Below are 23731 nucleotides of genomic sequence, written 5' to 3'. Positions count from 1 at the left end.
TCAAACGCGGCCGAATTCATAGCCTGCCGCGGGAAGTAGACGCCATCCTCCCTTGCCATCGAGTTCGAGAACCGTGTCATGGAACTCTCGAAGAGTTGGCCTGTGGCCAACACTGATGAATGAAATTTCGCGCCGGCAAAGCAGTTCATAAAGGTGGCGTTCCGTGGCAACATCCAGAGCGCTGGTTGCTTCATCAAGCACCACCATGTGGGGAGCATTGAGCAGCAACCGAGCAAAGGCGAGACGCTGCTGCTCACCCAGGGACAAAAGACGCGGCCAATCCTGCTTCACATCCAAATCGGGATAGCGGTTAACCAGATCAGGCAGCCGCACTTCCTGGAGAACGGAGCGGAACTGATCAGCATCAAAGCGATCAGGCTGGAGTGGATAGGCCAGCTGTTCACGCAAGGAACCCAGCAGCATGTAGGGCTTCTGAGGGATAAAGAGCATGTCGCCGGCGGGAGGACGCTCCAGATGACCGTCACCACTGACCGGCCAGAGTCCACTCGCGAGCCTCAGGAATGACGTCTTGCCACAACCTGAAGGACCCACCACCAGCAGCCGCTGGCGGGCCTCCATGCTGAGACTGAGGTCTTTGATCAGAACACGGTCGCTCTGAGGAGGCACCAGATCAACATGACTGAGTAGTAGCCGACCTGCCTCGACTTGCTCGGCATCATGCAGAATGCCGAGTTGATCGTCTTCACTGCGGTGCGTGATTTCATCGACCCTTCCCTGGAAACCTTCCAGTCGGGAAATGCTGGCTGAAAAGGCTGCCAGACGATCAATGTTGTTGACGATATAGCTGACTGAAAAAAGCACCTGAGAGAAGGCGATGCTGGCTTGTCCGAAAACCCCGAAATCAACCTCCTTAGCGAAGTAAATGGGTGCGATAACCAGCCAGGGGAGAAAGCGAGAAAAGTAATCGTAAGAACGCTGAATCACACTGATCAGCGCCTCCCAGATGATCAATCGGTTGTAGTTGGTGATAGCGCCGTCCAGTCGGCGGTTGGCCTCCTTCCCCTCTTGCTGTTCGCCGCCGTAAAAGGCAATCGACTCAGCGTTGTCGCGAATATGGACGAGGCCGTAACGGAAGTCCGCTTCAAGCTTGAGCTGCTGATAGTTCAAGGCCACCAGCTTGCGGCTGGCATAAACAATGAGGGTGGTTCCAACGACTGAGTAAACGATCAGCAGCTGGGCAAGACGACCATTGATGCCCCACAGCACAAGGATGAAACTGAAGAAGGTGAGCAGAGCCGTGATCACCTCCACGACAACACTCAAGCTAGTGATCGTGAAACTGCGGGTATCGTCCGCAATCCGCTGATCCGGGTTGTCGATATCAGAAGCGTTCTCATCGTTGGGATTGAGAACGTAGTAAGCCCGATTGGAGAGATAGCGACCCAGTAGACGCGAGCTAAGCCAGCGCCTCCACATCAAACCCACCTTGGGGATCAGATAGCTCTGCACCGCGCGAATCGGCAGCGCAAGCACTAGGCAGAACGCATAGATGGCGACGATGTTCCAGAAACTTGAAACGTCGTAGGCAACCAGTGCGTTCTCGATATTGCGGGAGATGTAGCTGATGCCGACGTTGATGCCGTTGATCACCAGAATCAGCAGGGCGATCACACCAAGCAGCAACCAGGGAAGCCAACGGCCTTGCCGGAGTTTGCTGCGGAACGCAATGAACAAACCGGCTCCTGCCAGCGAGCAGGCGAGCACGACCGGACCGATCCAGCCTGACCAGATCGATCGAACGATCTCATCGACTCCGGGGAGAAAGCGGTCCTGCAGTGTCGGGATCAGTTGATCCGTCAGGGCCACAACGAGCGTGAGCAACCCGAGCGTGACTCCGATCACCAGAAGCAGCAGTGAGAGCACCAGCAATAAGAACTGCCAGGTGCGGGTTTCCTCCACAGGGAGGAAATAGGGCTGGGCCAGGCGCTGCAGCTTGCCCAGCTGCGCACCCAGTCCCTGGGCAGGACGCCGAGGGGTGGTTGTCATGAGGTCATTCTCACTGAATCTGGATCAACCGGGGGGCCAAGCCAGTGCACGACCTCCGATCACGTGCACATGCAGATGAAAGACGGTCTGACCGGCAGCGGCGCCGCTGTTGATCACTGTTCGCCAATCCTTGAGCCCCTCCTGCTTGGCCACCCGGGCAGCAATCAAAAGGAGGTGTCCCAGCAGAGCCGCATGCTCTTCGCCCACATCCTGAAGGCCCACGACCGGCTCACGCGGAATCACCAGCACGTGAACGGGAGCCTGGGGAGCTATGTCGCGAAAAGCGAGGCACTGCTCATCGCTGTAGACCTCATCACAGGGAATCTCACCCCTGAGGATGCGGGAAAAGATCGTGTCCTCGGCCATGACACCTGGGCTCGTGGTGGGGGAGGTGATGGGACAGGCAGGGCATCAGATCCATGCACCGCTCATCATCTCAATGCTGGCACGCTGCCTGAGTGCGTCACTGCTCGGTTTCGACGCCATTCCAGTCACTGTCGAGGTTGATCTGGCTCCTGGGTTACCAGGCCTGCAGCTGGTGGGCTTACCGGACACCGCGATCCAGGAGTCGCGGGAACGTGTTCGGGCTGCGCTGCGCAACAGCGGATTTCGCGGCCCCCTTGTGCGAGTGGTGGTGAACCTTGCACCTGCAGACCTGCGCAAGGAAGGTCCCGCATTCGACCTCCCCATCGCACTGGCCTTGCTCGTGGCGAGTGGGCAGCTGGATGCGCCTCTGCTCAATGGGCTCTGGTGTGCCGGAGAACTGGGGCTGGATGGCCGCATCAGACCCTGCCGAGGGATTCTCGCCATCGCCTGCGAGGCGGCTGAACAAAAGGCAAGCGCCCTCGCCGTGTCCGCGGATGATGCAGCCGAGGCCTCCCTGGTGACCGGCCTGGAAGTCCGCAGCGCCGCCACGCTTCGAGAACTGGTGGAATGCCTGCGCAATGGCGGGGAAAGAGCTCTTCAAAGCTGCAGACGGTCGGTCCCTGAAACCATTCAGCAGGCCTCTCTGGAATCTGACTCAACCAAGAAACTGCTCCATCTCCCAGAACAGGGTCTCGCTCGTCAGGGCCTCGCCATCGCTGCTGCAGGCGGCCACCATTTGCTGCTGGTGGGTCCACCTGGATGCGGCAAAACAGTTCTGGCCCATCAGTTGCCATCACTTCTGCCTCCTCTGGACAGAGAGGAAGCCCTGGAAATCACCCGGCTGCATTCGATTGCCGGACTCATTCGTGGTAAAGGGCAGTTGATCCGGCAACGGCCTTTTCGAAGCCCGCATCACAGTGCAACAGCTGCCGCATTGCTTGGAGGAGGTGCCCATCCCCGACCGGGGGAAGTCAGCCTCGCCCACGGTGGAGTGCTGTTCCTGGATGAACTGACCGAATTCCCCCGATCGGTGCTTGACCAACTCCGCCAGCCCCTCGAGGAAGGCGTGATCTGGCTGAGCAGAGCAAGAATCAGCTGCCGCTTTCCCAGCCGAGTGACCCTGGTCGCTGCCGCCAATCCCTGTCCTTGCGGTTGGTGGGGCGATCGCCGCTGCATCTGCAGTGAGCTGAAACGTCGGCGTTACTGGGGGCGGCTGTCAGGACCGCTGCTCGACCGGCTGGATCTTCAGCTGAAACTCGAACCAGCAGAGCCTGACAGTTTGCGCCGCAGCCTGGCTAGGAACTCCCGAGAGCAGGACCCGACCTTCAGCGCCGCCTCAGTCGATCGCGCCAGGGTGCTGATGCGTGAGCGCAATCCGGACGATCTGCCCAACCGTGAACTCAGTGCCCAACAGCTCAAACAGCATGGTGGATTCAGGGCGGAAACCATCGAACACTGGGAGGAGGTCATCCGCGCAAGAGGTCTGAGCATGCGCAGCGGACTGCGTCTGTTGCGGGTCGCCAGAACGGTGGCCGACTTAAATGCCAGTGACCAGGTGAACCTTGAGAATCTGGCTTCCGCACTGTGCTTCAGAAGCTTCGATACTGCTGAGCCATGATGCTGACCATGGCCCCTGCAGGGTCGGAATCAGGATTTCACCGACCTGACCTGGGATCATCCCGATAGGGCTGAGGACCGATGGCGGGAGGGACAGTCATCTTCTCCTCCCTGGGGTTGCCAACGGCATGTGAAAGAGTTTCCGCCATCCAGGAGCGGAATGCGTTGATTGATCGACCCATGGCACTGATTACTCATCTCTGCATTCAGTCTTGACAACACTGAAGAGGAAGCCAACAGGCCGATATACGGGTTTTCAGCCGGTGACCCGGCACGAGTCCATGACTTATAAGCCGATGAGACGTTCAACGCCTCACCGGCAGAAAGTGAATCAGCGGCGACGACGACGCTGCTGAGCTTTGCGCTTGTACTTCTCGATCGGTGTCTCGTGGTGACGCAGACGCTTGAGATCAGCGAAGATTCCAGCCTTGGAGACCTGACGCTTGAAGCGACGCAACGCCGATTCGATGCCTTCGTTTTCGCCGACCGTGACCTGAGTCATTCAACAAGCAATGATTTCCAGCGCACTAACCTAGCAAGTGACCTCAGGGGGTCTGTTCTGTTTCTCCCGGCACAGCGGTCTCAGCCGCTCCCCCAGATTCGGACTGCACTCCATCGCGGTAGACGTAGAGATGTCCAAGGGTGCGCTTTCCGTATTGGCGTCGCATCAGCTTCCAGCCGGGCTCGAGCTTCAGTTCAACAAAGTTGTTGCCGAAGCCGCCTGCTCGAGCCACCAGGAAAGTGGGTTCAGAAGGGTTACGCGTTGGCACAGCCATCAACTGAACGTCATTCGCTGATTTGATGACCGAGAGGCGGTAGCGGGTTCCCAGATCGTTACCGCCGATGCGCAGCGAATAACCATTGCCGTCGATGTAGCGGTTGCAGATTCCCGTGAAATCGAAGGTTGCCAGCAACGGATCAACCACCGCAGGCGCACTGCCAGTCACCGAGTAGCAGGGACGAGCACTGGTGCGTTGTTCATAGATGTTCAGCTGGGAACGTTCGCCGGAGCCGATCGGAGCTGAAACCAGAACAAACTTGGTTTCATCGACCTCAGTGGTGGTGAACAGGGAGCCCTGCGCACGCACCGAAGACATCAGTCCAGTGGCGACAGTGGCACCGAAGACCGTTAAAGCGGCAGCGGCGATCCGGAAACGGGCCATCGAAGCAGAAGAATGTGCCTGGATCGTAAAAGTGCCGCGGCTCTTCGGCTGCATCAATCAGGCCGGTTTGTTGAGCCGAATCGCAACCAGAAGCGACCCGACCGTGGCCGGCAGAGTCAGGCCGAGGATCCATCGCGTGAGCGTGACACCAAGATCAGGATCGCCATAGGCAAGCTCGAACACACTCCCTGTGGCAGCGATACCGAGCACGCAGGCCAGGGCCAGGAACAGCCCTGCGAGGGGTTTCATCGGCATGGAATCAGGGGATGGAGCGCACGTCGGACGACTGGAAGCCGTGGTCCTTGAGCTCCTTGAGAAGTCCGTCTTTATCTGTGACCCGATCAACGAAAAGCACCCCATTGAGGTGATCAATCTCGTGCTGAATACAGCGGGCCATCAGGCCATCGGCTTTCATCGTGCGCGGGCGACCCATCTCATCGCGGAAACTCACCTGCACTGCGGTGGGTCTCACCACATCGAGATAAACCCCAGGGATACTCAGGCAACCTTCTTCGTAGGTGTCAAGCCCTGCACTGGCGGAAATGACCTCGGGGTTGATCAACACCAGGGGTGGTGTGCTCGGGGTCTCCGGATCGAGATCGATCACCAGCAACTGCTTGTCGACGCCCACCTGGGGAGCGGCAAGGCCTATGCCATGGGCCGTGTACATGCTGCGCAGCATGTCTCTGGCGAGATCCCTCACCGATTCATCAACTTTGCCGACACGACGGCCTTCGACCCTGAGAGCTTCAGCACCAAGTTGGTGAATGTGAAGCGGAGGAGAATCCAGAGGCTTCTTCGGCACGGCCACTGAAGAGCTGGTCTTCTCGGCGGATCGTGCCAACTGGGCGAAGCTCCTGGCCAAGGTCTCAACCTGAATCAAAACTGTGCTGATCTTAGGCAGTCTTCCCATTTGCATCCGATTGCAGCGATGAGCAGCTCTCAGCCCCTGTCTGCGAGGACCGCCCTCGGACGCCAGCCGACGCTGAAAGCACCTCAAGTTCTGGGGAACTGGGTGCTGTGGCTGGAGCAGCGCCCTCAGGAAAAAGGCCGGACAACGGCCATGATCCGCCCCTGGCGTCAGACCAACAAACCGGCGAAAGAGCTGACGCAGGCCCCAGCCAACCTGCGCTGCCGCATTCACGAATACGGCGGTGGCCCAATGGCCGTGGCCCTGACGGGGGACAAACTGCTGCTGACCTGGATCGATGACGACGACCGCTGCCTCTGGCAGCAGACCTGGCTTGGACTGAGCAGAGAGGATTGCGCAGCCCTCACTGCGGAAACTCAGCCGGTCCGGATCAGTGCACCAGGCACCTGGGCCCTGGGCGGAGGCCTGATTGACCAGGAGCGGCAGCGTTGGGTGGGAGTGATGGAGCGCGACAGCCGTGACCATCTGGTGTGCGTTGCCCTGAATCAGAACGATCAACAACCACAGCTGCTTCATGCAGCCGATGATTTCGTTGGCTACCCAGCACTCAGCGCGGATGGCAACAAGCTGGCCTGGGTGGAATGGCGACAGCCAGCCATGCCCTGGGATGCCAGCGAACTTCGTTGCGCCTGCCTCACACCGGATGGAGAGCTGACGCAGGTACAGACACTCGCCGGGAGCCGACCTGGCGCCGAACAGGCCATCTCCGTGTTTCAGCCCCTGTGGCTACCCGACGGCAGCCTGGTCGTTGCTGAAGACAGCAGTGGTTGGTGGAACCTCATGCGGCTTGCCGACCCCCTCAGCGGAAGCAACTGGGAGCGTCCATGGCCCATGCAGGCGGAAACCGCAATGCCTCAGTGGGTGTTCGGCATGAGCACCAGTGCCTGGGATGGCGAACAGTTGCTGGCAGCCATCTGTGCTGAAGGCCGCTGGCAGCTGAAGCAGCTGAGGGGCGACGGCACGATCAGCAGCGTCGATCAGCCCTTCGATGACCTGGCTGATCTCCATGCCAATGGGGGACGGGCCGTGGTCATCGCCAGCAGCTCCTCCGTCGGCCAGGGCCTGCTGGAGCTGGAGTTGGCCACCGGTGATTGGCAGCACACTCCAGCCAGCGAAGCCGCACTGCCGATCGAAGCCATCAGCTGCGCCGAACCATTGTGGTTCGAAGGTGCCGATGGCCTGCGCACGCACGCCTGGTACTACCCGCCGCTGGGTGGAGCCAGCAGCGAGACTCCCCTCCTTGTGAAAAGCCATAGCGGACCAACCGCTATGGCCCGCCGCGGCCTCAGCCTCGGCATCCAGTTCTGGACCACTCGGGGCTGGGGCGTTGTGGATGTGAACTACGGAGGATCCACCGGGTTCGGGCGGGCCTACCGAGAAAGACTGAACAGCGGCTGGGGCGTGGTTGATGTCACAGATTGCGCAGCAGCAGCAACAGCTCTTGTCGAGGCCAGCAAGGCCCATCCAGAACGGATTGCGATCGAAGGGGGCAGCGCCGGTGGCTTCACCACCCTGGCCTGCCTCTGCTTCACCGATGTCTTCAGGGCAGGGGCATGCCGCTACGCCGTCAGCGACCTCAAGTCTCTGGCCTTCGAGACACACCGCTTCGAGGCCGGCTATCTCGACTCACTTGTGGGGGACTGGCCTGAGGATCAAGCCCGCTATGAGCAGCGCTCACCGCTCCTGCATGCGCAATCCATTCGCTGCCCGGTGATCTTTTTCCAGGGCCTGCAGGACAAGGTGGTGGTTCCCGAGCAAACGGAACGGATGGCGGCTGCTCTCAGAAACAACGGACTTGCTGTCGAGGTGCAGACTTTTGCGGAGGAAGGCCATGGCTTCCGCGACAGTGAGGTGAAAGTGCAGGTGCTGGAGGAAACGGAGCGCTTCTTCCGGCATCACCTCGGGCTCTGATCCACCTGCCCGTAATCAAGACCTCTGAATTGGGCATGCACCGCTTGCATCTGCTCGTGGGAGAGAACTGGCGGCTCCCCCACCTGAAGAGCCTGCAGATACATGCGCGCCAGGGTTTCCACCTCAACCGCCACCCGCAGTGCTGACTCCAGATCCTTCCCCAGTGTCACCATCCCGTGTCTGGCCAGCAGACAGGCATTGCAAGGACCGAGAGCTTTCACCACATTGTCGGAAAGCTCCTTCGTTCCGAAGGTGGCGTAGGGGGCGCAGCGGATCTCATCACCGCCGGCCACCGCAACCATGTAGTGAAACGCAGGAATGCCACGGTCATGGCAGGCCAGTGCAGTGGCATGAATTGGGTGGCAGTGAACCACGGCCGTCGCTTCCGAACGACCAGCAAGCACATCCGCATGCAGGCGCCACTCCGATGAGGGCCGCCGCTGCTGCTCGCGCAGGGGATGACCGCTCAGATCCAGCGCCACCAGATCATCGGCCTCCATCTGTTCATAGGGAAGGGAGCTGGGAGTGACCAGAATCCCTCCCTCAATCCGTACTGACAGATTGCCGGACGTGCCCTGGTTGAGCCCTGTGCTGTTCATGCGGCGGGCCACATTCACCAGCTGCTGACGCAGCGCCTGATCCTCGCGGTGGTCAGCCACAGCCATAAAGACTCTTCAGCCCCTCCTCACTGGCATCCGCCACACCCCGATCGGTGATCAGCGCAGTGATCAGCCGGGCAGGCGTCACATCAAAAGCAGGGTTGAAGCCGTCGCTGCCCTCGGGTGTGAGCTGCACCTGGGCAAGAGTGCCTGTCTCTGATCCATCGAGCAGGCGGCCCTGAATCGCCGTGACCTCCTGGGGGGACCGGGCTTCAATCGGGATTTCCCGCACCCCATCATCCAGATTCCAGTCGATGGTTGATGCGGGAAGAGCCACATAAAACGGCACCGCGTTGTCATGGGCCGCCAGGGCCTTCAGATAGGTCCCGATCTTGTTGCACACATCGCCGCGGCGAGTGGTGCGGTCCGTTCCCACAATCACCGCATCCACTTCACCGTTCTGCATCAGGTGACCTCCGGCGTTGTCCACGATCACCGTGTGGGGAATTCCTTCTCGACCGAGCTCATAGGCCGTGAGCGATGCACCCTGATTGCGGGGGCGGGTCTCATCCACCCAGACATGAAGATCAAGGCCGGCTCGTCGGGCCTTGTAAATCGGAGCCAACGCCGTTCCCCAGTCAACCGTGGCCAGCCAGCCAGCGTTGCAGTGGGTCAACACCTGAAATGGCCTGTTCCTCCGGGCCTCCGGCCTGGCCGCCGCAAGCCGCTTGATGATCTCCAGACCGTGGTCACCGATGGCGGAGCACATGGCCACATCCTCATCAGCGATCAAACCGGCCTCCTCCCGAGCGGCAGCCGCCCGTCCCGACGGAGACAGCGGCAGCACACGATCTCGCACTCGCTCCAGAGCCCAGCGCAGATTCACAGCCGTGGGGCGCGTGGCATTGAGCTGGTCAAAAGCAGCCGCCAAAGCAGCATCACTGGAATCTTCCAGCAGGGCCAGCATCAGGCCATAGGCGCCGGTCACCCCAATCAATGGAGCGCCACGAACCACCATGGTGCTGATGGCCGCAGCCGCCTGCTCACAGCTGCAGAGGGTTCGAGTTCCAAAGCGATGGGGCAACTGGGTCTGATCAATCACCCAGACCGAGCGACCATCCGGTTCGAGTCCGATGGTGCGCCAGGCCTGACCGTCAATGTTCATCCGGATCGATTGGAGAGACCTGAGCCAATCTGCCTGTCCGCTTTACAGCGGTTGTTGACGCAAACCAGTCAAAGAACCTGAGACAGGACTCAGGCGTTATCCCGGAAGAAGTTGATGACACCCTGAAGCTCATCGGCGAAACGATCAATCTCCGCCGTCGTTGTGATGAAGCTGAGGCTGGCTCTGGCTGAACCCGTGACCTGGTAGTGGTGATGCAGAGGCTGGCAGCAGTGATGACCACTGCGGATGCAGATTCCTGCCAGATCGAGCATGGCGGCGATGTCGTTGGCATGGATTCCATCCACAAGGAAGGTAGCAAGAGCACCCCGGCCTGACTGTTGCTGAGGAGTTGGTCCGAGAATGCGCAGGCCGTCAATCATCTGAAGGCGATTGAACAGATGCACCGTGAGTTCGGCTTCCCATGCGGCGATGTTGTCAAGTCCGATCTGCGTGAGATAAGTGAGCGCAGCGCCCATTGCCACGGCCTCACCGATGGCGGGAGTGCCGGCCTCGAACTTGTATGGAAGGCTGGCCCAGGTGCTGTGATCCAGATAGACGTCCTGAATCATTTCCCCACCACCGAGGAAAGGCGGCATCGATTCCAAAAGAGCTTCCCTGGCCCACAGGAACCCCATCCCTGTGGGACCACAGAGCTTGTGTGAGGAACCCACGAGGAAATCAGCATCCAGAGTCGCGACCGACGTGGGGTGATGGGCGAGGCTCTGGCACGCATCCACCAGCACCAGAGCACCTGCAGCATGGGCAGCGGGAATCACCAGCTCAAGAGGATTGCGACAACCCAGCGTGTTGCTGATCTGCACGAGGCTGACCAGTCGTGTGCGATCGCTCAGCTTGGAGTGAAAGTCGTCGAGATCGAGCTCACCGGTTTCAGTGATGCCCACATGACGCAGAACACAACCGGTTCTCTGTGACAACAGCTGCCAAGGCACCAGGTTGCTGTGGTGCTCCATCAACGTGAGCAGGATCTCATCCCCTTCACGCAGGTTGGCGTCGCCCCAGGAGCGGGCGACCAGATTGATGCCCTCGGTTGCGTTGCGGGTGAACACAATCTCCTGAGCTCCTGCCGCCCCGACATAAGAGGCAGTGGTGGAGCGGGCCGCTTCAAAGGCCTCGGTGGCTCTGGCGCTGAGCTGGTGTGCTCCTCGATGCACATTGGCGTTGTTACAGGAGTAGTAGGCCTGCAGCGCCTCCAGCACAACCCGGGGTTTCTGGCTGGTGGCGGCATGATCGAGGTAGATCAGAGGATCGCCCTGGGCGGATCGCTGATCGAGAATCGGGAAATCAGCACGGGTCCGTTCCGCTAAAGAGACACCGATATCGCGAGAAAGAGTGGTCATAAGGGTCGAGAGGGGTCAGCGATTGCTCCGGAGGCCATCCAGGCCTTGACCGCTGCTGGCAGACGATCCACCACTTCGCAGCAGAATCCCCTAAGTAGCAAGGCAGCTGCTTCATCGGCGTCAACTCCACGACTTCGCAGGTAGAAAAGTTCCTCCTGTTGCAGCTGACTGACCGTGGCGCCGTGTGCACATTTCACATCGTCGGCGATGATCTGCAGCTCAGGCTTGGCATCCACACGCGCACGGCGTGAGAGCAGAAGGCTGCGGCTGAGCTGGGATGCATCAGTGCGCTGCGCCGGCCTGGGCACCTGAATGGCGCCATTGAAAATGCTGTGGGAACGATCAGCTGCAACAGCTTTTTGAAGCTGATCAAGTCCCCCTTCAGGGCCGTCGAAACGCATGCTGCTGTGCGTCGCAAATTGTTCTTCCGCTGTTGTCATCGACAGGCCATGGATCCCTGTGGTGGCCTGGCCGTCCAGTTGCAACACTCGCGGTTCAAGCCTTCCGAATCGCCAGCCGCGGCAGACACTCGTCAGCCCGTAGTGACTACCGGGCTCCTGCTCGATGGCCAGATGCACCATCAACGATGCATCTCCTGAACCACTGGCGAGAACACCATGATCCAACCTGGCGCCTTGACCGAGATGCACTTCCAGAACATGACTGTGAGCCTGATGTACGTCCGGAGGAGATCCCTCGGCAGGAAAGACCTGAAACAGTTCCAGTTCGGCGTCCGACTCGAGCAGCAGCAACACTCTTGTGGCGGTCAGACCAACACACGTGGGCAACACCAGTTCCAGAGGCGCAACTTTGCCGCGAATACGCAGCGCCAGCAGCTGCCGGCTGTGGGCATGGTTCAGTTGCACAGGCCAGGCCTGAGAGCAACCGCAATGGTCGAGAGACTGTCCAAGGTGATAATGCAACTCGGCCTCTGTGAGTGATGTCACCCCCTCTGGAAGACGGACTCCATCAAGGGGATCCGACTCCGCGCCCAGCACGATCCTCGTCACTCCTTCAGCCACTTCCGGCAAAACGATGTCGAGAGCTTCTCTGACCTCCGGGAGTGCGGCGATCTCCCCAAGTCGTTTGAGATCGGTGAGTCTCCAGGCTTCCTGTTTACGGGTGGGCAAGCCAAGACGCTGGAGGGCTTCACGTCCTCGCTGCTGCACCGGTGCCAGTACGTTGCTCACCATGATCAGGCCACTCCCTCGGCAGCGAGCTGCTTATCAACCCAGTCGTAGCCGGTTTTCTCCAGCTCGATTGCCAGATCACGCCCACCGGTGCGCAGGATGCGGCCCGCAGCCATCACATGCACGTAGTCGGGAGTGATTTCATCGAGCAACCGCTGGTAATGCGTGATCAGGATCGTTGCGTTCTGCGGACCGGAAAGCTGATTCACGCCGCCGGCCACGATGCGCAGGGCGTCGATATCAAGACCGGAATCGGTTTCATCAAGAATCGCCACGACCGGCTCCAGCAAGGCCATCTGCAGGATTTCATTGCGCTTCTTCTCGCCACCGGAGAAGCCCTGGTTGACGCTGCGTTCGAGGAACGCAGGATCCATCTGCACCACCTTGAGCTTCTCGCGCACGTGGTCTTCAAAGTCAAAGGTGTCGAGTTCTTCCTGGCCCCGCTTCTCACGCCGAGCATTGGTGGACACGCGCAGAAATTCCAGATTGCTGACGCCGGGGATCTCAACCGGATACTGGAAGCTGAGGAACACACCGAGGCGTGCACGCTCCTCCGCCTCCAGTTCAAAGAGATCTTCACCGCGATAGCGAACACTGCCACCGGTGACCTGATAAGCGGGATGGCCGGCCAGAACCTTCGAGAGGGTGCTCTTGCCACTGCCGTTGCGACCCATGATCGCGTGAACTTCACCAGCTCTGATCTGGAGATTCACGCCTTTGAGGATGGGCTGATCTTCAACGGATGCATGCAGATCGTTGATGTCGAGAAGCAGCTCGGCGTCGGAGCGAATCACAGTTGAGAAGAAAAGGGCAAATGACCGTTAGAGCTGGCGCAGGGCAGGAGAATTCAACCCACCGAGCCTTCTAGCTTTAGAGCCAGCAATTTGTCGGCTTCGGCTGCGAACTCCATCGGCAGCTGGTTGAACACATCTCGGCAGAAACCGCTGACCATCATGGAGACCGCCTCCTCAAAACCGATGCCGCGGCTCTGCAGATAAAAGAGCTGGTCTTCTGAGATACGGCAGGTGCTGGCCTCGTGCTCGATCGCTGATTCCGGCTGCTGGGAGCGGATATAGGGATAGGTGTTGGCGGCTGCCTGGTCTCCGATGAGCATGGAATCACACTGGCTGTAGTTCCGCGCTCCCTTGGCTGAGGGCCCAATCTGCACCAGCCCGCGGTAACTGTTGCTGGATTTGCCTGCACTGATTCCTTTGCTGACGATTGTGGAGCGGGTGCGGGCACCGATGTGAACCATTTTCGTACCGGTGTCGGCTTGCTGTTTGTTGTTAGTGAGAGCCACTGAATAGAACTCACCAACGGAATCAGCTCCCTGAAGCAGACAACTGGGGTATTTCCAGGTCAGCGCCGAACCGGTCTCCACCTGGGTCCAGCTGATACGACTGCGAGCGCCGCGGCACTGGCCACGCTTGGTGACGAAGTTATAGATACCACCAACACCGTTTTCATCACCGGCATACCAGTTCTGAACCGTGGAGTATTTGATCGAAGCATCATCAAGCGTCACCAGTTCAACCACTGCGGCATGGAGCTGATTGGTGTCGAACATCGGGGCCGTGCAGCCCTCGAGATAGCTCACGGAAGCACCTTCCTCCGCCACGATCAGGGTGCGTTCGAACTGCCCAGTATCCCCGGAATTGATCCGGAAATATGTGGAGAGCTCCATTGGACATTCAACTCCTTTTGGGATGAAAACAAAGGAGCCATCGCTGAAAACCGCAGAGTTGAGGGCTGCGAAATAGTTGTCATTACTGGGGACAACAGAACCGAGGTAGCGCTCAATCAGTTCCGGATGCTCCTTAACAGCCTCACTGAAAGAGCAGAACACGACACCGTGCTCGGCAAGTTTTTCCTTGTAGGTCGTGGCAATTGAAACGCTGTCAAACACAGCATCAACCGCGACATTGCTCAGGCGCTTTTGTTCGCTGAGAGGAATGCCGAGTTTGTCAAACGTTTCGAGAAGCTTTGGATCAACTTCGTCGAGTGAGCTTTTTTTGACCTGCTGCTTTGGAGCCGCGTAGTAGACGATGTTCTGGTAGTCGATTGGGTCGTACCCCAGCTCAGCCCAGTCAGGTTCTTCCAGGGTGAGCCAATGCCTGTAGGCCTTGAGCCGAAACCTGAGAAGAAACTCAGGCTCCTCTTTTTTGCTGGAAATAAGTCGAACAATTTCTTCACTGAGACCTTTGGAAATTTTTTCAGTCTCGATATCAGTCACGAAGCCGTATTTGTACGGCTGGCTGACTAGATCCTGCGTGGAAGTGGATGTCATATCAATCGACCTGCCAAGGCTTGAATCGTTTCCACGGAGACACTGCGGTCTGACCTGCGGAAAGAATCTTCTTCAATCAGAAACAGCGCGGAACGGCACAACTCGTGCTCAAGGTTGGGCGCTCGTTGATGCAAGGCTGCCGAAAACATCTGCTTGCAAAGAGTGAAACCTTCCCGAGCAGCTGCAGTAGCGCCCTCGTCTCCACAAGAAATGGTGTTGGTTCGCTTCGCGTAAATCCCGGCAGATTCGTGAATGACTTCCAGCTTCTCCGAGGTCGGCACTCGATTGCCAGTCATGGCATCAGTCATGGAGACGAACGTTGGCAAAAGGGTCGTAGCCAGGGAGATACGAAACAAAAGGGTTTCGTATTTGGAGCCTAAAGCACGGTTCCATCACCCGACCATGTGACCATTGTGACGGAGAGTTGTTCTAGCTGGAAAAGACGGCTGTCGCGGAGCCACCACAGATGACTGGGGAGAAAGCTTCCATCAAGAGCCAGCTTCAGACGAGGAGCCACGGGAGGTCGGGACAGAGCCAGGCAGCAGTTGATACCCGCGGCAGGCCAGTGAACGACTTGATTTGGATCAATTCATGCCTGCCACGGACTCAAACAAGCCAAGGGCTGGCTCCGATCAGTCCCAGAGAACCGGATCGCGGAAGACAAGCGCAGTCTTCAATCGATGCGCAGTGATTCAGCGATACGTCTCACATCCAAGCCGGGGGCGAGCCAAGTCAGTTGCACCGATCCCGTGGCATGGTGAAACCATCGGCCAGAACTCATGGGCGCGGCAGCTCAGGCACCCACGCGTGAAGCGACCCTCACCTTGCTCCTTAGGCACGGTGAGATCAGTGCTGCCGATCTGGCCAATGAACTGGGAATTTCCGTTCAGGCGATGCGTCGTCATCTGCGCACCCTGGAGGAAGCAGGTTTGGTGGAAGCGAGTCCCTTAGCAGCAGGGCCAGGCCGACCTTCCAACCAATGGAGACTCACACAGCGGGGGCATCAACACTTCCCAGATGGCAGTGACACCTTTGCGCTGAGTCTGCTTGAGTCGATGACGACCAGTCTGCCGCCGGAAACACTGGCCACTCTGCTCAGCCGCCAGGCTCAGGAAAAAGCCCATCAATACAGACATCAGCTCGGCGATGGACCGCTCGAAGAACGCATTCGCAGATTGGTGAATCTGCGCAGTCACGAGGGATATGTCAGCGAAATGGTTCCAGCCGAGAGTGGTGTCGGCTGGTGCATCAATGAATTTCACTGTTCCGTGCAAAGGATCGCTGAAGAGTTTCCGGCTCTTTGCGATCAGGAACTTCAACTGATTCGCATGACCTTCCCCGACTGTCATGTGGAACGGGTGCACTGGCGGCTGGAATCCGGGCATTCATGCGGGTTTCAGATCAGTCCGTTCAGCACAACGTCCAAGGAATCCAAACCAGGATCCAGCCCGTGAGCATGGACCCAGAGCCTGCTGCAGGCCCGTTGGACCGAAAGCAGATCGAACAAATTGACGCCACCCTTCTGCCGGTGGTGGACCGCCACCTTCTACGGCTCCAGGCCCACTGCCTGGCGACATTCCAAGAAATTGCCATGCCGTTGCAGCAGGGTCCTTTACCGACCCGTGATCGCTGGCAAGACTGGTGTGATCGCCAGCCTCAACTCGCCAACGATGGAGAATTCAGAGAACAGCTGATGATGCAATTCACCTTGATTGCAAGCCAGCTTGAAGAGCTGGCCACACAGCTTGAGCTCACCCCACTGGAGCTCAAGCTCAACAATTTGATCAAACACGCAGAAGAGAACAGCCGTCAACGCTTGTCCGAATCGAAGTGAACGAATCGCTTCAACGATGACGTATGTCGCATTCTGATCTCTCCCCTGCGATCATCAATAACAGATCGTCCACAGCCGATGACCCTGGACATCCCCGACGCGCCGACATTTTTCCGGCTGAGCTGTGGAAACTGGCGTTCACAACGCAGCGTGCACCACCTCTTACACCGCCGCAGCGAGGCAGGTGGTTCGCTGATCGTGGTCGAGGACCTGGAACTCAATGACGAGCGATTGCTGGCCATGGCCAAGCAGCACGACAAGGATCCTGGCCTGATCATCGGCGGCAGCTACGTGCGCTGGAGCGCCTCGATGGCTTGGGACCGCGATGGCGATGCCCACGATGGCGAAACCTGCTTCGCCTTGATCGGAGACAGTGAAACCGCCCGTTCCGGCACCCTGCTCAGGGATCAGGGCTACGCAGAAAAAGCTCCTGCAACGTCGACCTTCGACATGGACGACAGAGATGGTCTGATTCTCTGTACGAGCTACGAAATGATGACGGTCTGGGAGCGCTTCAGCTTCTCTGGTCCTGATGTACGCATTCGTTCCAACACCGTTGAAGGACTGTCCAACAACGCATCCTTCTGCGTGGAAACCAGGCTCAGAAACGACAGCTCATCGACCGGCTCACAGGGGATGACAGCGCTCGTATCACCCTTCGGCTGGTGAGTGTCCTCTGTTACGGACTGTGAGTAGGCCGAAGCCAGTTTTGAAGTGTGTTGACTCGCACTTATACGATCCAGCCAGTGTGTTCCGACTCGAGTGGCCATTCCTCTTCTTCAGTACGCACCAACGACGCAGAACAACCGCGTCGCAGCCCTGAACGTTGCCTCTGAAGAGACACAGCGCTCCCTTCAGATGGACATCTCGATGGACGCTGACAACATCAAAACGGTGATCGAATCGGCTTACCGCCAGATTTTCTTTCACGCGTTCAAGAGTGACCGCGACTCCTTCCTCGAATCACAACTGCGTGACGGGCAGATCACCGTTCGTGATTTCATCCGAGGGCTGTGTCTGTCGGACACCTTTAAACGAACGTTCTATGGCTTCAATTCGAACTACAAAGTGGTTCGACACCTTGTCCAGAAAATCCTCGGCCGCAAGACCCACGGACGATCCGAAGAAATCTCGTGGTCGATCGTGATCGCGACCAAAGGTGTCGAAGGCATTGTTGATGCCCTTCTTGACAGCGAGGAATATCTCGAAGCCTTCGGTTACGACACTGTTCCTTATCAACGCAACCGGGTGCTTCCCGGCCGGGAGCTCGGCGAAACCCCTTTCAACATCACCACACCTCGTTACGACGAGTACTACCGGGGAATTCTTGGTTTCCCCAAGATCATCTACACCGGCACTGCGAAGAGCCTGCCCGCACGCGCAACCCGCCGACGTGGAGGATTCAGCGAAGATTATCTTCCCTGGGTCCGAGGCATCGCCGCCGCAGGCTCAGCCTCACCCGAGGGCAATCTCGACATGGATTATCTGTCGAAAGTTCCATACCGCAGCATCGGCCGCTGAATCGCTTTCCCAGCCGAAGACGTCTGAGCGGAGCCCCCTGTGGAGCTCCGCTTTTTCGTGCGCAGCCTCAGGATCGAGCCGGATGCGGTCCCGGCAGGTGATGCAGTCAGAAGATGCTGACCACGGGCGAACAAGCACCCTGAAAAGCGGGACTTTCCAGCAAACTGATCCCAAAGAAACCCGGTAGCCCGACCGTGACGCAAGCCATCACATCCCTCGCCCGCATGACCCTGCGTCAGCTGCGTCAGATGGCCAGTGATCTTGGCGTTACTCTCTACAGCCGCAAGAGCAAGAAAGACCTGGTCTCCGCCATCGCCGAAAAACAGGAACGTCGTGGCGGCGATCTCAAGGCCATTGAAGCCGAGTTGAATCCACCGTCACGGCCCCAGTCCGAGACTCGCGTGGTTTTTCTTCCCAGAGATCCTCAGTGGGCCTATGTGTTCTGGGAAATCTCAGATAACGATCGTCGCCGCGCTCAGAGCGAGGGTGCCGCACATCTGAATCTCCGCTTGGCCGATGTGACAGGCCTGCAGGACGGCTCAGCCCATCCCCACACACTCCAGGAGGTGCCCGTCGACAGCCACAGCACCGAGTGGTATTTGCCGGTGCCTCTCTGTGATCGTGACTATCGCGTGGAGCTCGGCTTCCGCTCCGGCAGCCAATGGATCTCCCTCGCATTCTCGTCCGTGGCCAGGGTGCCGGCACTGCACCCCAGCGACCAGATCCTCGATCAGTTCGTTCCTTTCAGCCTCGAAGCCACCGCCCCTTCTCCAGCGCCCATCAGCTCACCCACCTTTGAGCCCAGCGACAGTGGCTTGCATGAGCGCCTTTACCAAAGTGCGACGACCCACTTCCGCAGCCGCAGAGTCGGATCGGAGGTTCTTCACGAGCATGACTCTCTCTCCGGAGATCAGCGAGGCCTTTCTGATTCCGGTGCTGGTTTATGGGCCAGCGGCCGCAATGAATCCGGCCTGGGAGGAGTCGCCCCTCGCCAACGCACCTTCTGGCTAGTGGCAGATGCCGAGCTGATCGTTTACGGCGCCACTGATCCTTCCGCCCGACTCACCATCGGCGGAGAAGAAGTGCCACTGTCCAGCGATGGAACCTTCCGCATTCAGGTTCCATTCCGTGACGGCGAGCAGATGTATGCCGTTGAAGCAACAGCTGCCGATGGTGAACAGAAGCGAAACATCACGCTCAATTTCGAGCGCGTCACCCCCGAAGACAACAGCAACCCTGCCAGCGAAGCCAAAGCCGAGTGGTTCTGATTCTGTGGGAGTGAACCGAAAAGCCCTGCGCTTGGTTGTGGCGGTCACCCCCGTGGCAGGGGCTGTGGCATTCCCTGTTCTTGTCCCTCTGACGATGGCAAGGATGGGGATCGGTGCGGGTGTTGTAGTGGCACTCGTTCTCAGCAGCCTCTGGTTTGTCGGCATGCTTCGAACCTCTGAAATGCCCCACTGAAGACCTCACCTCAAGGCGGTGGAACACTTACAGCACCCGAAGCGCAGAGCATGCTGGTCAGGCTGCTCCAAAAGACCAGACGAAAGGTCCTGCTGACCCTTCTGACGTCACTGATGTTTGGTTGCAGCCAGGCGGGGCGAATTGTCGGACCAAAAGAAACTGAACTTCCACTGCCGCAGAGCTTCAAGCTGCATTTCAATCATCGGGCTTCCAGCCGCTACCGCGATCCCCTAAACGGAGGTTGGCGCAACGGCGACAACCTCGAGAAGCGGTTGATCCAACAGATCGATTCAGCCAGGGAGGAAGTGCTGCTGGCAATTCAGGAACTCACACTGCCGAAAATCGCTGAATCATTGATTCGCGCACAAGGGCGAGGAGTGAAGGTTCAGGTTGTGCTGGAAAACAACTACAGCAGCCCCTGGTCGGAACAGCATCCCAGCGATCTGACAGTTCACAACAGACGCCGACTCCAGCAATTGCAGCTGCTCGCGGACAGCAATCGCGACGGCCGGCTGACGGCTGAGGAACGGCTGGCAGGTGATGCCATTGCGCTGCTGAAACGTAGTGGGATACCGATGATCGATGACACCGAAGATGGGAGCCGAGGCAGCGGCCTGATGCATCACAAATTCTTGGTGGTGGATCGGGCTCTGGTGATCACCGGCAGTGCAAACTTCACTAGTTCGGGAATGCATGGAGATGCGGGAGTATCCCGCAGTCGCGGCAATGTAAATCACCAGCTGAGCATCCAAAGCGCCGAACTTGCTGAGCTGTTCCGAGAAGAATTTGAACGCATGTGGGGAGATGGACCTGGAGGCCAGAGGAACAGTCGGTTCGGACGCGGCAAAAACAACCGCGGCGTGCAATCCGTTGAAGCCAATGGCGTACAGATCAAAGTTCTGTTTTCACCGCATTCCGATCAACTCTCCGGACACGGCCTCGACTTGATCGGTGAGCAGCTGACTGCAGCGCAGAGGAATATTGATATGGCGCTGTTTGTCTTTTCAGACCAATCACTGACTAATATTCTTGCGGAGCGACTGAAAGCTGGTGTGGGAATTCGGCTGTTGGCTGATCCAGGCTTCGCAGGACGTTCCTTTTCCGAAGTGTTGGATCTGCTTGGATTGGAACTGCCCGACCGCTTTTGCAAACTTGAAGCAGGCAATAACCCTCTCAAAACACCACTGCAAAGTGTTGGAACACCAAAACTGGCCAACGGCGACAAGCTCCATCACAAGTTCGCGGTGATCGACAACAAAACAGTGATCACAGGATCCTTCAACTGGTCACCTGCTGCAGCTCACACCAATGATGAAACCCTGCTGGTGATTGAGTCACCACAGCTAGCAGCACATTTCACCCAAGAGATGGATCGAATGTGGCGAGGAGCAGAGCTGGGGATCACCGCTCGGATGCAGCGCAAGCTGGATCGACAAACAAGAAAATGCGGGAGTGGGATCGAGAGGGATTGAGAAGGGCTAGAGAGAGAGAGGAAAAGTAGCTTGAGAAGCGGCTCACCATAAAAGCAATCGGCGCGCAACATCTCGGCCTTAAATTTGCTCGTAAATCATATAGCTTATTGACTCATGCCCTCAGATTTAATTAATAAAATTTATTTCATCAACAGCGCTAACTGAATACAAGAAGAATTATCATAGAGAAAACACACAAAACCATCTTGATCGATCAGAAACCAACTCTCTCAAATGGATCAGTTACCTTGGCAGCACTGACAAGTTTATGTGGCGAGAAAAGAGAGAGCATATTGTCATCGCCAAAGAAACCAATATTCCCCTCACTAGTATAAATACAAACCAAAATATCTAAACAATGTCTAAAATTTTTCTTCTCGGTGTAGGCTGCCAAAAGGGAGGAACAACTTGGATTCACGATCAGCTTTCTAAAAATGAGCAATGTGACTTCGGTTTTCGCAAGGAATATCACGTCCACGATGCGCTGCATGTCCCTGAACACTCTGGATTCCTAGCTCGTGCCAAAAAACAAGCCTTAAAACAAATACGTAACGGCAATACATCACCAAACTCCTTACAACGCTTATCATTTATAATGAATCAGGATTTGTATTATGATTATTTTGATTACTTGTATTTAAAGCACTCAAAAACAAAAATTGTTGGGGACATCACGCCAGAGTATTCAGCATTGCCAGAGCATGCGCTTGCTCAAATAAGGTTAAATCTTGAACTTAGAGGATTTAAAGTAAAACCAGTTTTTATTATGAGAGATCCAATCAGCAGGTGTATATCGCAAATAGAAATGATGCGCAGAAAAGGATGGAAGCAATTGCAATACAAAGCATTGAGGACGATGTCTCTTGATAATGCTGTAAGAGTTCTTGGGAGCTCAACAAAATGCCGAATCAATACCCTTTATTGTCAAACAATTAAAAATCTTGAAAGAATTTTCCCGCAAGAAGATATCTTTTACTCGCTTTACGAAAATCTTTTCGAAAAAGAAACGCTTGAAAAATTCTCCAAATTCCTAGAAGAGGATAAACTATTTTTTGATACCGGTCACAGAGTAAATAAAAATAGCGCATCTTATGACGAAAGGGTAAAAAAGTCGACCCGCAAATTACTCTTTAATTCTTACTCTGACGTTTATGAGTTTTGCGGCGAAAGGTTTAGTGCTAGCAAGGCTTGGGACGGATGGAATTACTCCAAGTGAACACGGAGCGAATTTCAATCGACTACTGCGTTTCATTCAACACTCACAAGAATTGATCACTCAGTCATCAAGGAAAGGGGAATCGCAATAAATATTGGTGTCCCATCATCAATGACTGGCAACAGAATCTCAGCAAAATCGGCACTCAGTCGATCTCATAACAACTCGATGGAAATATTCTTTGTGAAAGCTGGAAATCTGGAAAACCCGCTCCTGGATTTTTTAGTGAGTAAAATAAATAGATTGACCTAAATTCTTTAGCTATCCATGCGCTTGAGTTGCTTAAGCGGTTTCTTATCAAGTTCTTTCAAAGCTTCTACTAAAGACCACTCTAGAAACTTCTGAAAAGTCCCAAACTGATTCACGAATACCTGCTTTTCTTCTAATTTCGAAAGCAGTTCACTAACCTTACGGTTAATCTCTATCCTTATTTGCATCAATCGCTCTTATCACTACCATCTATTTAGGACTATTTCTTCAAGCAATGCTTGATCCATAATGAGCAATCATTCTTTTGATCAACTGTGACTTATTCATCCCTACGTGCCCCTGCAGTTCCTTAAGAAGTGGATTTAACTGCAGAAACTCTTGATACGTGAAAGAAACCTGTACAACATATCTTTTCTTTCTCATAGACAATGCTCTAAGGCAACCATAGAACTCTATTCTTTAAGTTGATCCAAACAAGTTCATAAAACTAGTGCATTGAAGTAGTTGCTTTCGCTACGCTCACGTCTCATTGGGATTGATCTAAAGAATTGAAATCTAAATAGTCATAAGATCCAAAGAATCTAAAGATCTTTTGTTCATTCTACACAAGGTTATTATACACACTTTGGAGTGATTTGTCAACCCCTTGAGGATCAACTATTGAATAGTTCGATCAACCTTTACAAGGTTATTTATACATGCAGTACTTTACAAAAATGAGAAGTTATGGTATACTTGTAGGGTAAGTTAGAAATACAACTATGAACTTAGATCAAGCATTCATCAACAAAATATCCAGTCATCTTCTCCACTATCGTTTCAAAGGAGGAGAAACACATCAACTCTGTTGTCCTTATTGCCAGTCGGGTGGCATCAACAGCAAAGGCAAGAAGATCAGCGAATCAAAAGCAAAGGGATACTTCTACAAAAAGGAGAGTTGTATCAATTTCAAGTGCCATAAATGCGGAACTGGCAAACAATTCCATAACTTTCTCAAGGATCATTTCCCCACTGAATTCATTGCCTACGTCAGAGAACGAGAACACATGGGTACAACAGGCAAAGGGCATAACTGTCCAACCCTTGCGAATGCTCTTGAAAGTATTGGAGGTTTGAAGTTTGAGAAACCAATTTTTGATAAAAACAAAATAAATGACAGCACTAGCACTACTGCAAGAGAGTCACCCGATGCTTCTAAAGAAGACAAAATAGAAGGATGCGGCAATCCGCCAAAAGTCCAGAAACTGCCACCAATGCGTTCGCCTCAACAGCAATCAGGATGCCAGGCACACATCAACCATCTGATCAAGCAAAAGCATGAGCGTGCTCGTAAACGCAGAGGTGATCTGTGGTGATCAACCCCAGGGAGGGTTGACAAATTAGCAGTACAGGTGTACTGTAGCGGAGCGGGTTGATACTCGCC

General features: G+C 56.1%; 26 protein-coding genes. 11 read left to right on the top strand and 15 right to left on the bottom strand.

What is annotated here, in order from left to right:
* Together SIB83_RS09595 and SIB83_RS09590 are read right to left on the bottom strand one after the other, a co-directional pair.
* The gene (locus SIB83_RS09595; protein WP_413745679.1) at nt 1-2007 is read right to left on the bottom strand and encodes an ABC transporter ATP-binding protein/permease; all 2007 of its coding nucleotides are present in this window, start codon (nt 2005-2007) and stop codon (nt 1-3) included.
* A gap of 24 nt (nt 2008-2031) precedes the next feature.
* A complete protein-coding gene (locus SIB83_RS09590) occupies nt 2032-2373 on the bottom strand; it encodes a histidine triad nucleotide-binding protein (protein WP_413745678.1) in 342 nt (113 codons plus the stop codon).
* 73 nt (nt 2374-2446) lie between these two features.
* On the opposite strand from SIB83_RS09590, the gene SIB83_RS09585 reads away from it, so the two are divergent.
* Nucleotides 2447-3991 (top strand): YifB family Mg chelatase-like AAA ATPase, encoded by a 1545-nt coding sequence (locus tag SIB83_RS09585; RefSeq protein WP_413747348.1) that lies wholly within the window; start codon nt 2447-2449, stop codon nt 3989-3991.
* Between the two features lie 37 nt (nt 3992-4028).
* Here the strand turns inward: SIB83_RS09585 and SIB83_RS09580 are convergent, their stop codons facing one another.
* The 5 genes from SIB83_RS09580 to def form a co-directional block, all read right to left on the bottom strand.
* Nucleotides 4029-4172 carry a hypothetical protein gene (locus tag SIB83_RS09580; RefSeq protein ID WP_413405387.1) on the bottom strand — a complete coding sequence of 48 codons (144 nt, stop codon included), beginning with the start codon at nt 4170-4172 and terminating at the stop codon, nt 4029-4031.
* A 149-nt stretch (nt 4173-4321) separates the two neighbouring features.
* Nucleotides 4322-4492, bottom strand: coding sequence for a 30S ribosomal protein S21 (gene rpsU / locus SIB83_RS09575; RefSeq protein WP_006043142.1), 171 nt, complete (start codon nt 4490-4492; stop codon nt 4322-4324).
* 43 nt (nt 4493-4535) lie between these two features.
* Nucleotides 4536-5153 (bottom strand): DUF3747 domain-containing protein, encoded by a 618-nt coding sequence (locus tag SIB83_RS09570; protein ID WP_413745677.1) that lies wholly within the window; start codon nt 5151-5153, stop codon nt 4536-4538.
* Nucleotides 5154-5210: 57 nt separating this feature from the next.
* Complete coding sequence (locus SIB83_RS09565; RefSeq protein ID WP_066910887.1) at nt 5211-5408, bottom strand: hypothetical protein; 198 nt, start codon at nt 5406-5408, stop codon at nt 5211-5213.
* A 4-nt stretch (nt 5409-5412) separates the two neighbouring features.
* Complete coding sequence (gene def, locus SIB83_RS09560) at nt 5413-6018, bottom strand: peptide deformylase (protein WP_413405383.1); 606 nt, start codon at nt 6016-6018, stop codon at nt 5413-5415.
* A 66-nt stretch (nt 6019-6084) separates the two neighbouring features.
* On the opposite strand from def, the gene SIB83_RS09555 reads away from it, so the two are divergent.
* Nucleotides 6085-7995, top strand: coding sequence for a prolyl oligopeptidase family serine peptidase (locus SIB83_RS09555; protein ID WP_413745676.1), 1911 nt, complete (start codon nt 6085-6087; stop codon nt 7993-7995).
* Here SIB83_RS09555 and SIB83_RS09550 read toward each other — a convergent pair.
* The 8 genes from SIB83_RS09550 to SIB83_RS09515 all read right to left on the bottom strand — a co-directional run bounded on the left by SIB83_RS09550 (nt 7980) and on the right by SIB83_RS09515 (nt 15111).
* The gene (locus tag SIB83_RS09550; protein ID WP_413745675.1) at nt 7980-8660 is read right to left on the bottom strand and encodes a class II aldolase/adducin family protein; all 681 of its coding nucleotides are present in this window, start codon (nt 8658-8660) and stop codon (nt 7980-7982) included. The two genes, SIB83_RS09555 and SIB83_RS09550, sit on opposite strands and share 16 nt — an antisense overlap.
* The gene (mtnA, locus tag SIB83_RS09545; protein ID WP_413745674.1) at nt 8647-9759 is read right to left on the bottom strand and encodes an S-methyl-5-thioribose-1-phosphate isomerase; all 1113 of its coding nucleotides are present in this window, start codon (nt 9757-9759) and stop codon (nt 8647-8649) included. Before mtnA ends, SIB83_RS09550 begins: the two co-directional genes overlap by 14 nt.
* A gap of 89 nt (nt 9760-9848) precedes the next feature.
* Nucleotides 9849-11117: a SufS family cysteine desulfurase gene (locus SIB83_RS09540; RefSeq protein ID WP_413405375.1), complete on the bottom strand. Its 1269-nt coding sequence runs from the start codon at nt 11115-11117 to the stop codon at nt 9849-9851.
* Nucleotides 11114-12310 carry a SufD family Fe-S cluster assembly protein gene (locus SIB83_RS09535; protein WP_413745673.1) on the bottom strand — a complete coding sequence of 399 codons (1197 nt, stop codon included), beginning with the start codon at nt 12308-12310 and terminating at the stop codon, nt 11114-11116. Before SIB83_RS09535 ends, SIB83_RS09540 begins: the two co-directional genes overlap by 4 nt.
* Nucleotides 12311-12312: 2 nt before the next feature.
* Nucleotides 12313-13101, bottom strand: a complete 789-nt coding sequence (gene sufC / locus SIB83_RS09530) for a Fe-S cluster assembly ATPase SufC (RefSeq protein WP_413745672.1) — start codon at nt 13099-13101, stop codon at nt 12313-12315.
* Between the two features lie 53 nt (nt 13102-13154).
* Nucleotides 13155-14594, bottom strand: a complete 1440-nt coding sequence (sufB, locus tag SIB83_RS09525) for a Fe-S cluster assembly protein SufB (protein ID WP_413745671.1) — start codon at nt 14592-14594, stop codon at nt 13155-13157.
* Nucleotides 14591-14902: a hypothetical protein gene (locus SIB83_RS09520; RefSeq protein WP_413745670.1), complete on the bottom strand. Its 312-nt coding sequence runs from the start codon at nt 14900-14902 to the stop codon at nt 14591-14593. Before SIB83_RS09520 ends, sufB begins: the two co-directional genes overlap by 4 nt.
* Nucleotides 14903-14970: 68 nt before the next feature.
* Nucleotides 14971-15111 (bottom strand): hypothetical protein, encoded by a 141-nt coding sequence (locus tag SIB83_RS09515; RefSeq protein ID WP_413745669.1) that lies wholly within the window; start codon nt 15109-15111, stop codon nt 14971-14973.
* 262 nt (nt 15112-15373) lie between these two features.
* Between SIB83_RS09515 and sufR the strand changes: the two genes are divergently transcribed.
* From sufR to SIB83_RS09470, 9 genes are all read left to right on the top strand, one after another.
* A complete protein-coding gene (sufR, locus tag SIB83_RS09510; protein WP_413745668.1) occupies nt 15374-16048 on the top strand; it encodes an iron-sulfur cluster biosynthesis transcriptional regulator SufR in 675 nt (224 codons plus the stop codon).
* A gap of 2 nt (nt 16049-16050) precedes the next feature.
* Nucleotides 16051-16428: a hypothetical protein gene (locus tag SIB83_RS09505; protein ID WP_413747347.1), complete on the top strand. Its 378-nt coding sequence runs from the start codon at nt 16051-16053 to the stop codon at nt 16426-16428.
* Between the two features lie 78 nt (nt 16429-16506).
* Complete coding sequence (locus SIB83_RS09500; RefSeq protein ID WP_413405365.1) at nt 16507-17097, top strand: phycobiliprotein lyase; 591 nt, start codon at nt 16507-16509, stop codon at nt 17095-17097.
* Nucleotides 17098-17190: 93 nt separating this feature from the next.
* A complete protein-coding gene (locus SIB83_RS09495; RefSeq protein ID WP_413405363.1) occupies nt 17191-17949 on the top strand; it encodes a phycobilisome rod-core linker polypeptide in 759 nt (252 codons plus the stop codon).
* Between the two features lie 194 nt (nt 17950-18143).
* On the top strand, nt 18144-19217 hold the full coding sequence (locus tag SIB83_RS09490) for a DUF4912 domain-containing protein (RefSeq protein ID WP_413745667.1): 1074 nt from the start codon (nt 18144-18146) through the stop codon (nt 19215-19217).
* Nucleotides 19218-19221: 4 nt separating this feature from the next.
* Nucleotides 19222-19410, top strand: a complete 189-nt coding sequence (locus SIB83_RS09485; RefSeq protein ID WP_413745666.1) for a hypothetical protein — start codon at nt 19222-19224, stop codon at nt 19408-19410.
* 50 nt (nt 19411-19460) lie between these two features.
* Nucleotides 19461-20882 carry a phospholipase D-like domain-containing protein gene (locus SIB83_RS09480; protein ID WP_413745665.1) on the top strand — a complete coding sequence of 474 codons (1422 nt, stop codon included), beginning with the start codon at nt 19461-19463 and terminating at the stop codon, nt 20880-20882.
* Nucleotides 20883-21240: 358 nt separating this feature from the next.
* Complete coding sequence (locus tag SIB83_RS09475; RefSeq protein ID WP_413745664.1) at nt 21241-22098, top strand: sulfotransferase; 858 nt, start codon at nt 21241-21243, stop codon at nt 22096-22098.
* Between the two features lie 971 nt (nt 22099-23069).
* The gene (locus SIB83_RS09470; RefSeq protein WP_413745663.1) at nt 23070-23663 is read left to right on the top strand and encodes a hypothetical protein; all 594 of its coding nucleotides are present in this window, start codon (nt 23070-23072) and stop codon (nt 23661-23663) included.
* Nucleotides 23664-23731 lie beyond the last annotated feature (68 nt).

The organism is Synechococcus sp. MIT S9507, from assembly GCF_047304715.1.
GTDB lineage: Bacteria > Cyanobacteriota > Cyanobacteriia > PCC-6307 > Cyanobiaceae > Synechococcus_C.
The sequence above is the reverse complement of the archived record's forward strand: the minus strand, read 5'-3'. Positions and strand labels throughout refer to the sequence as shown.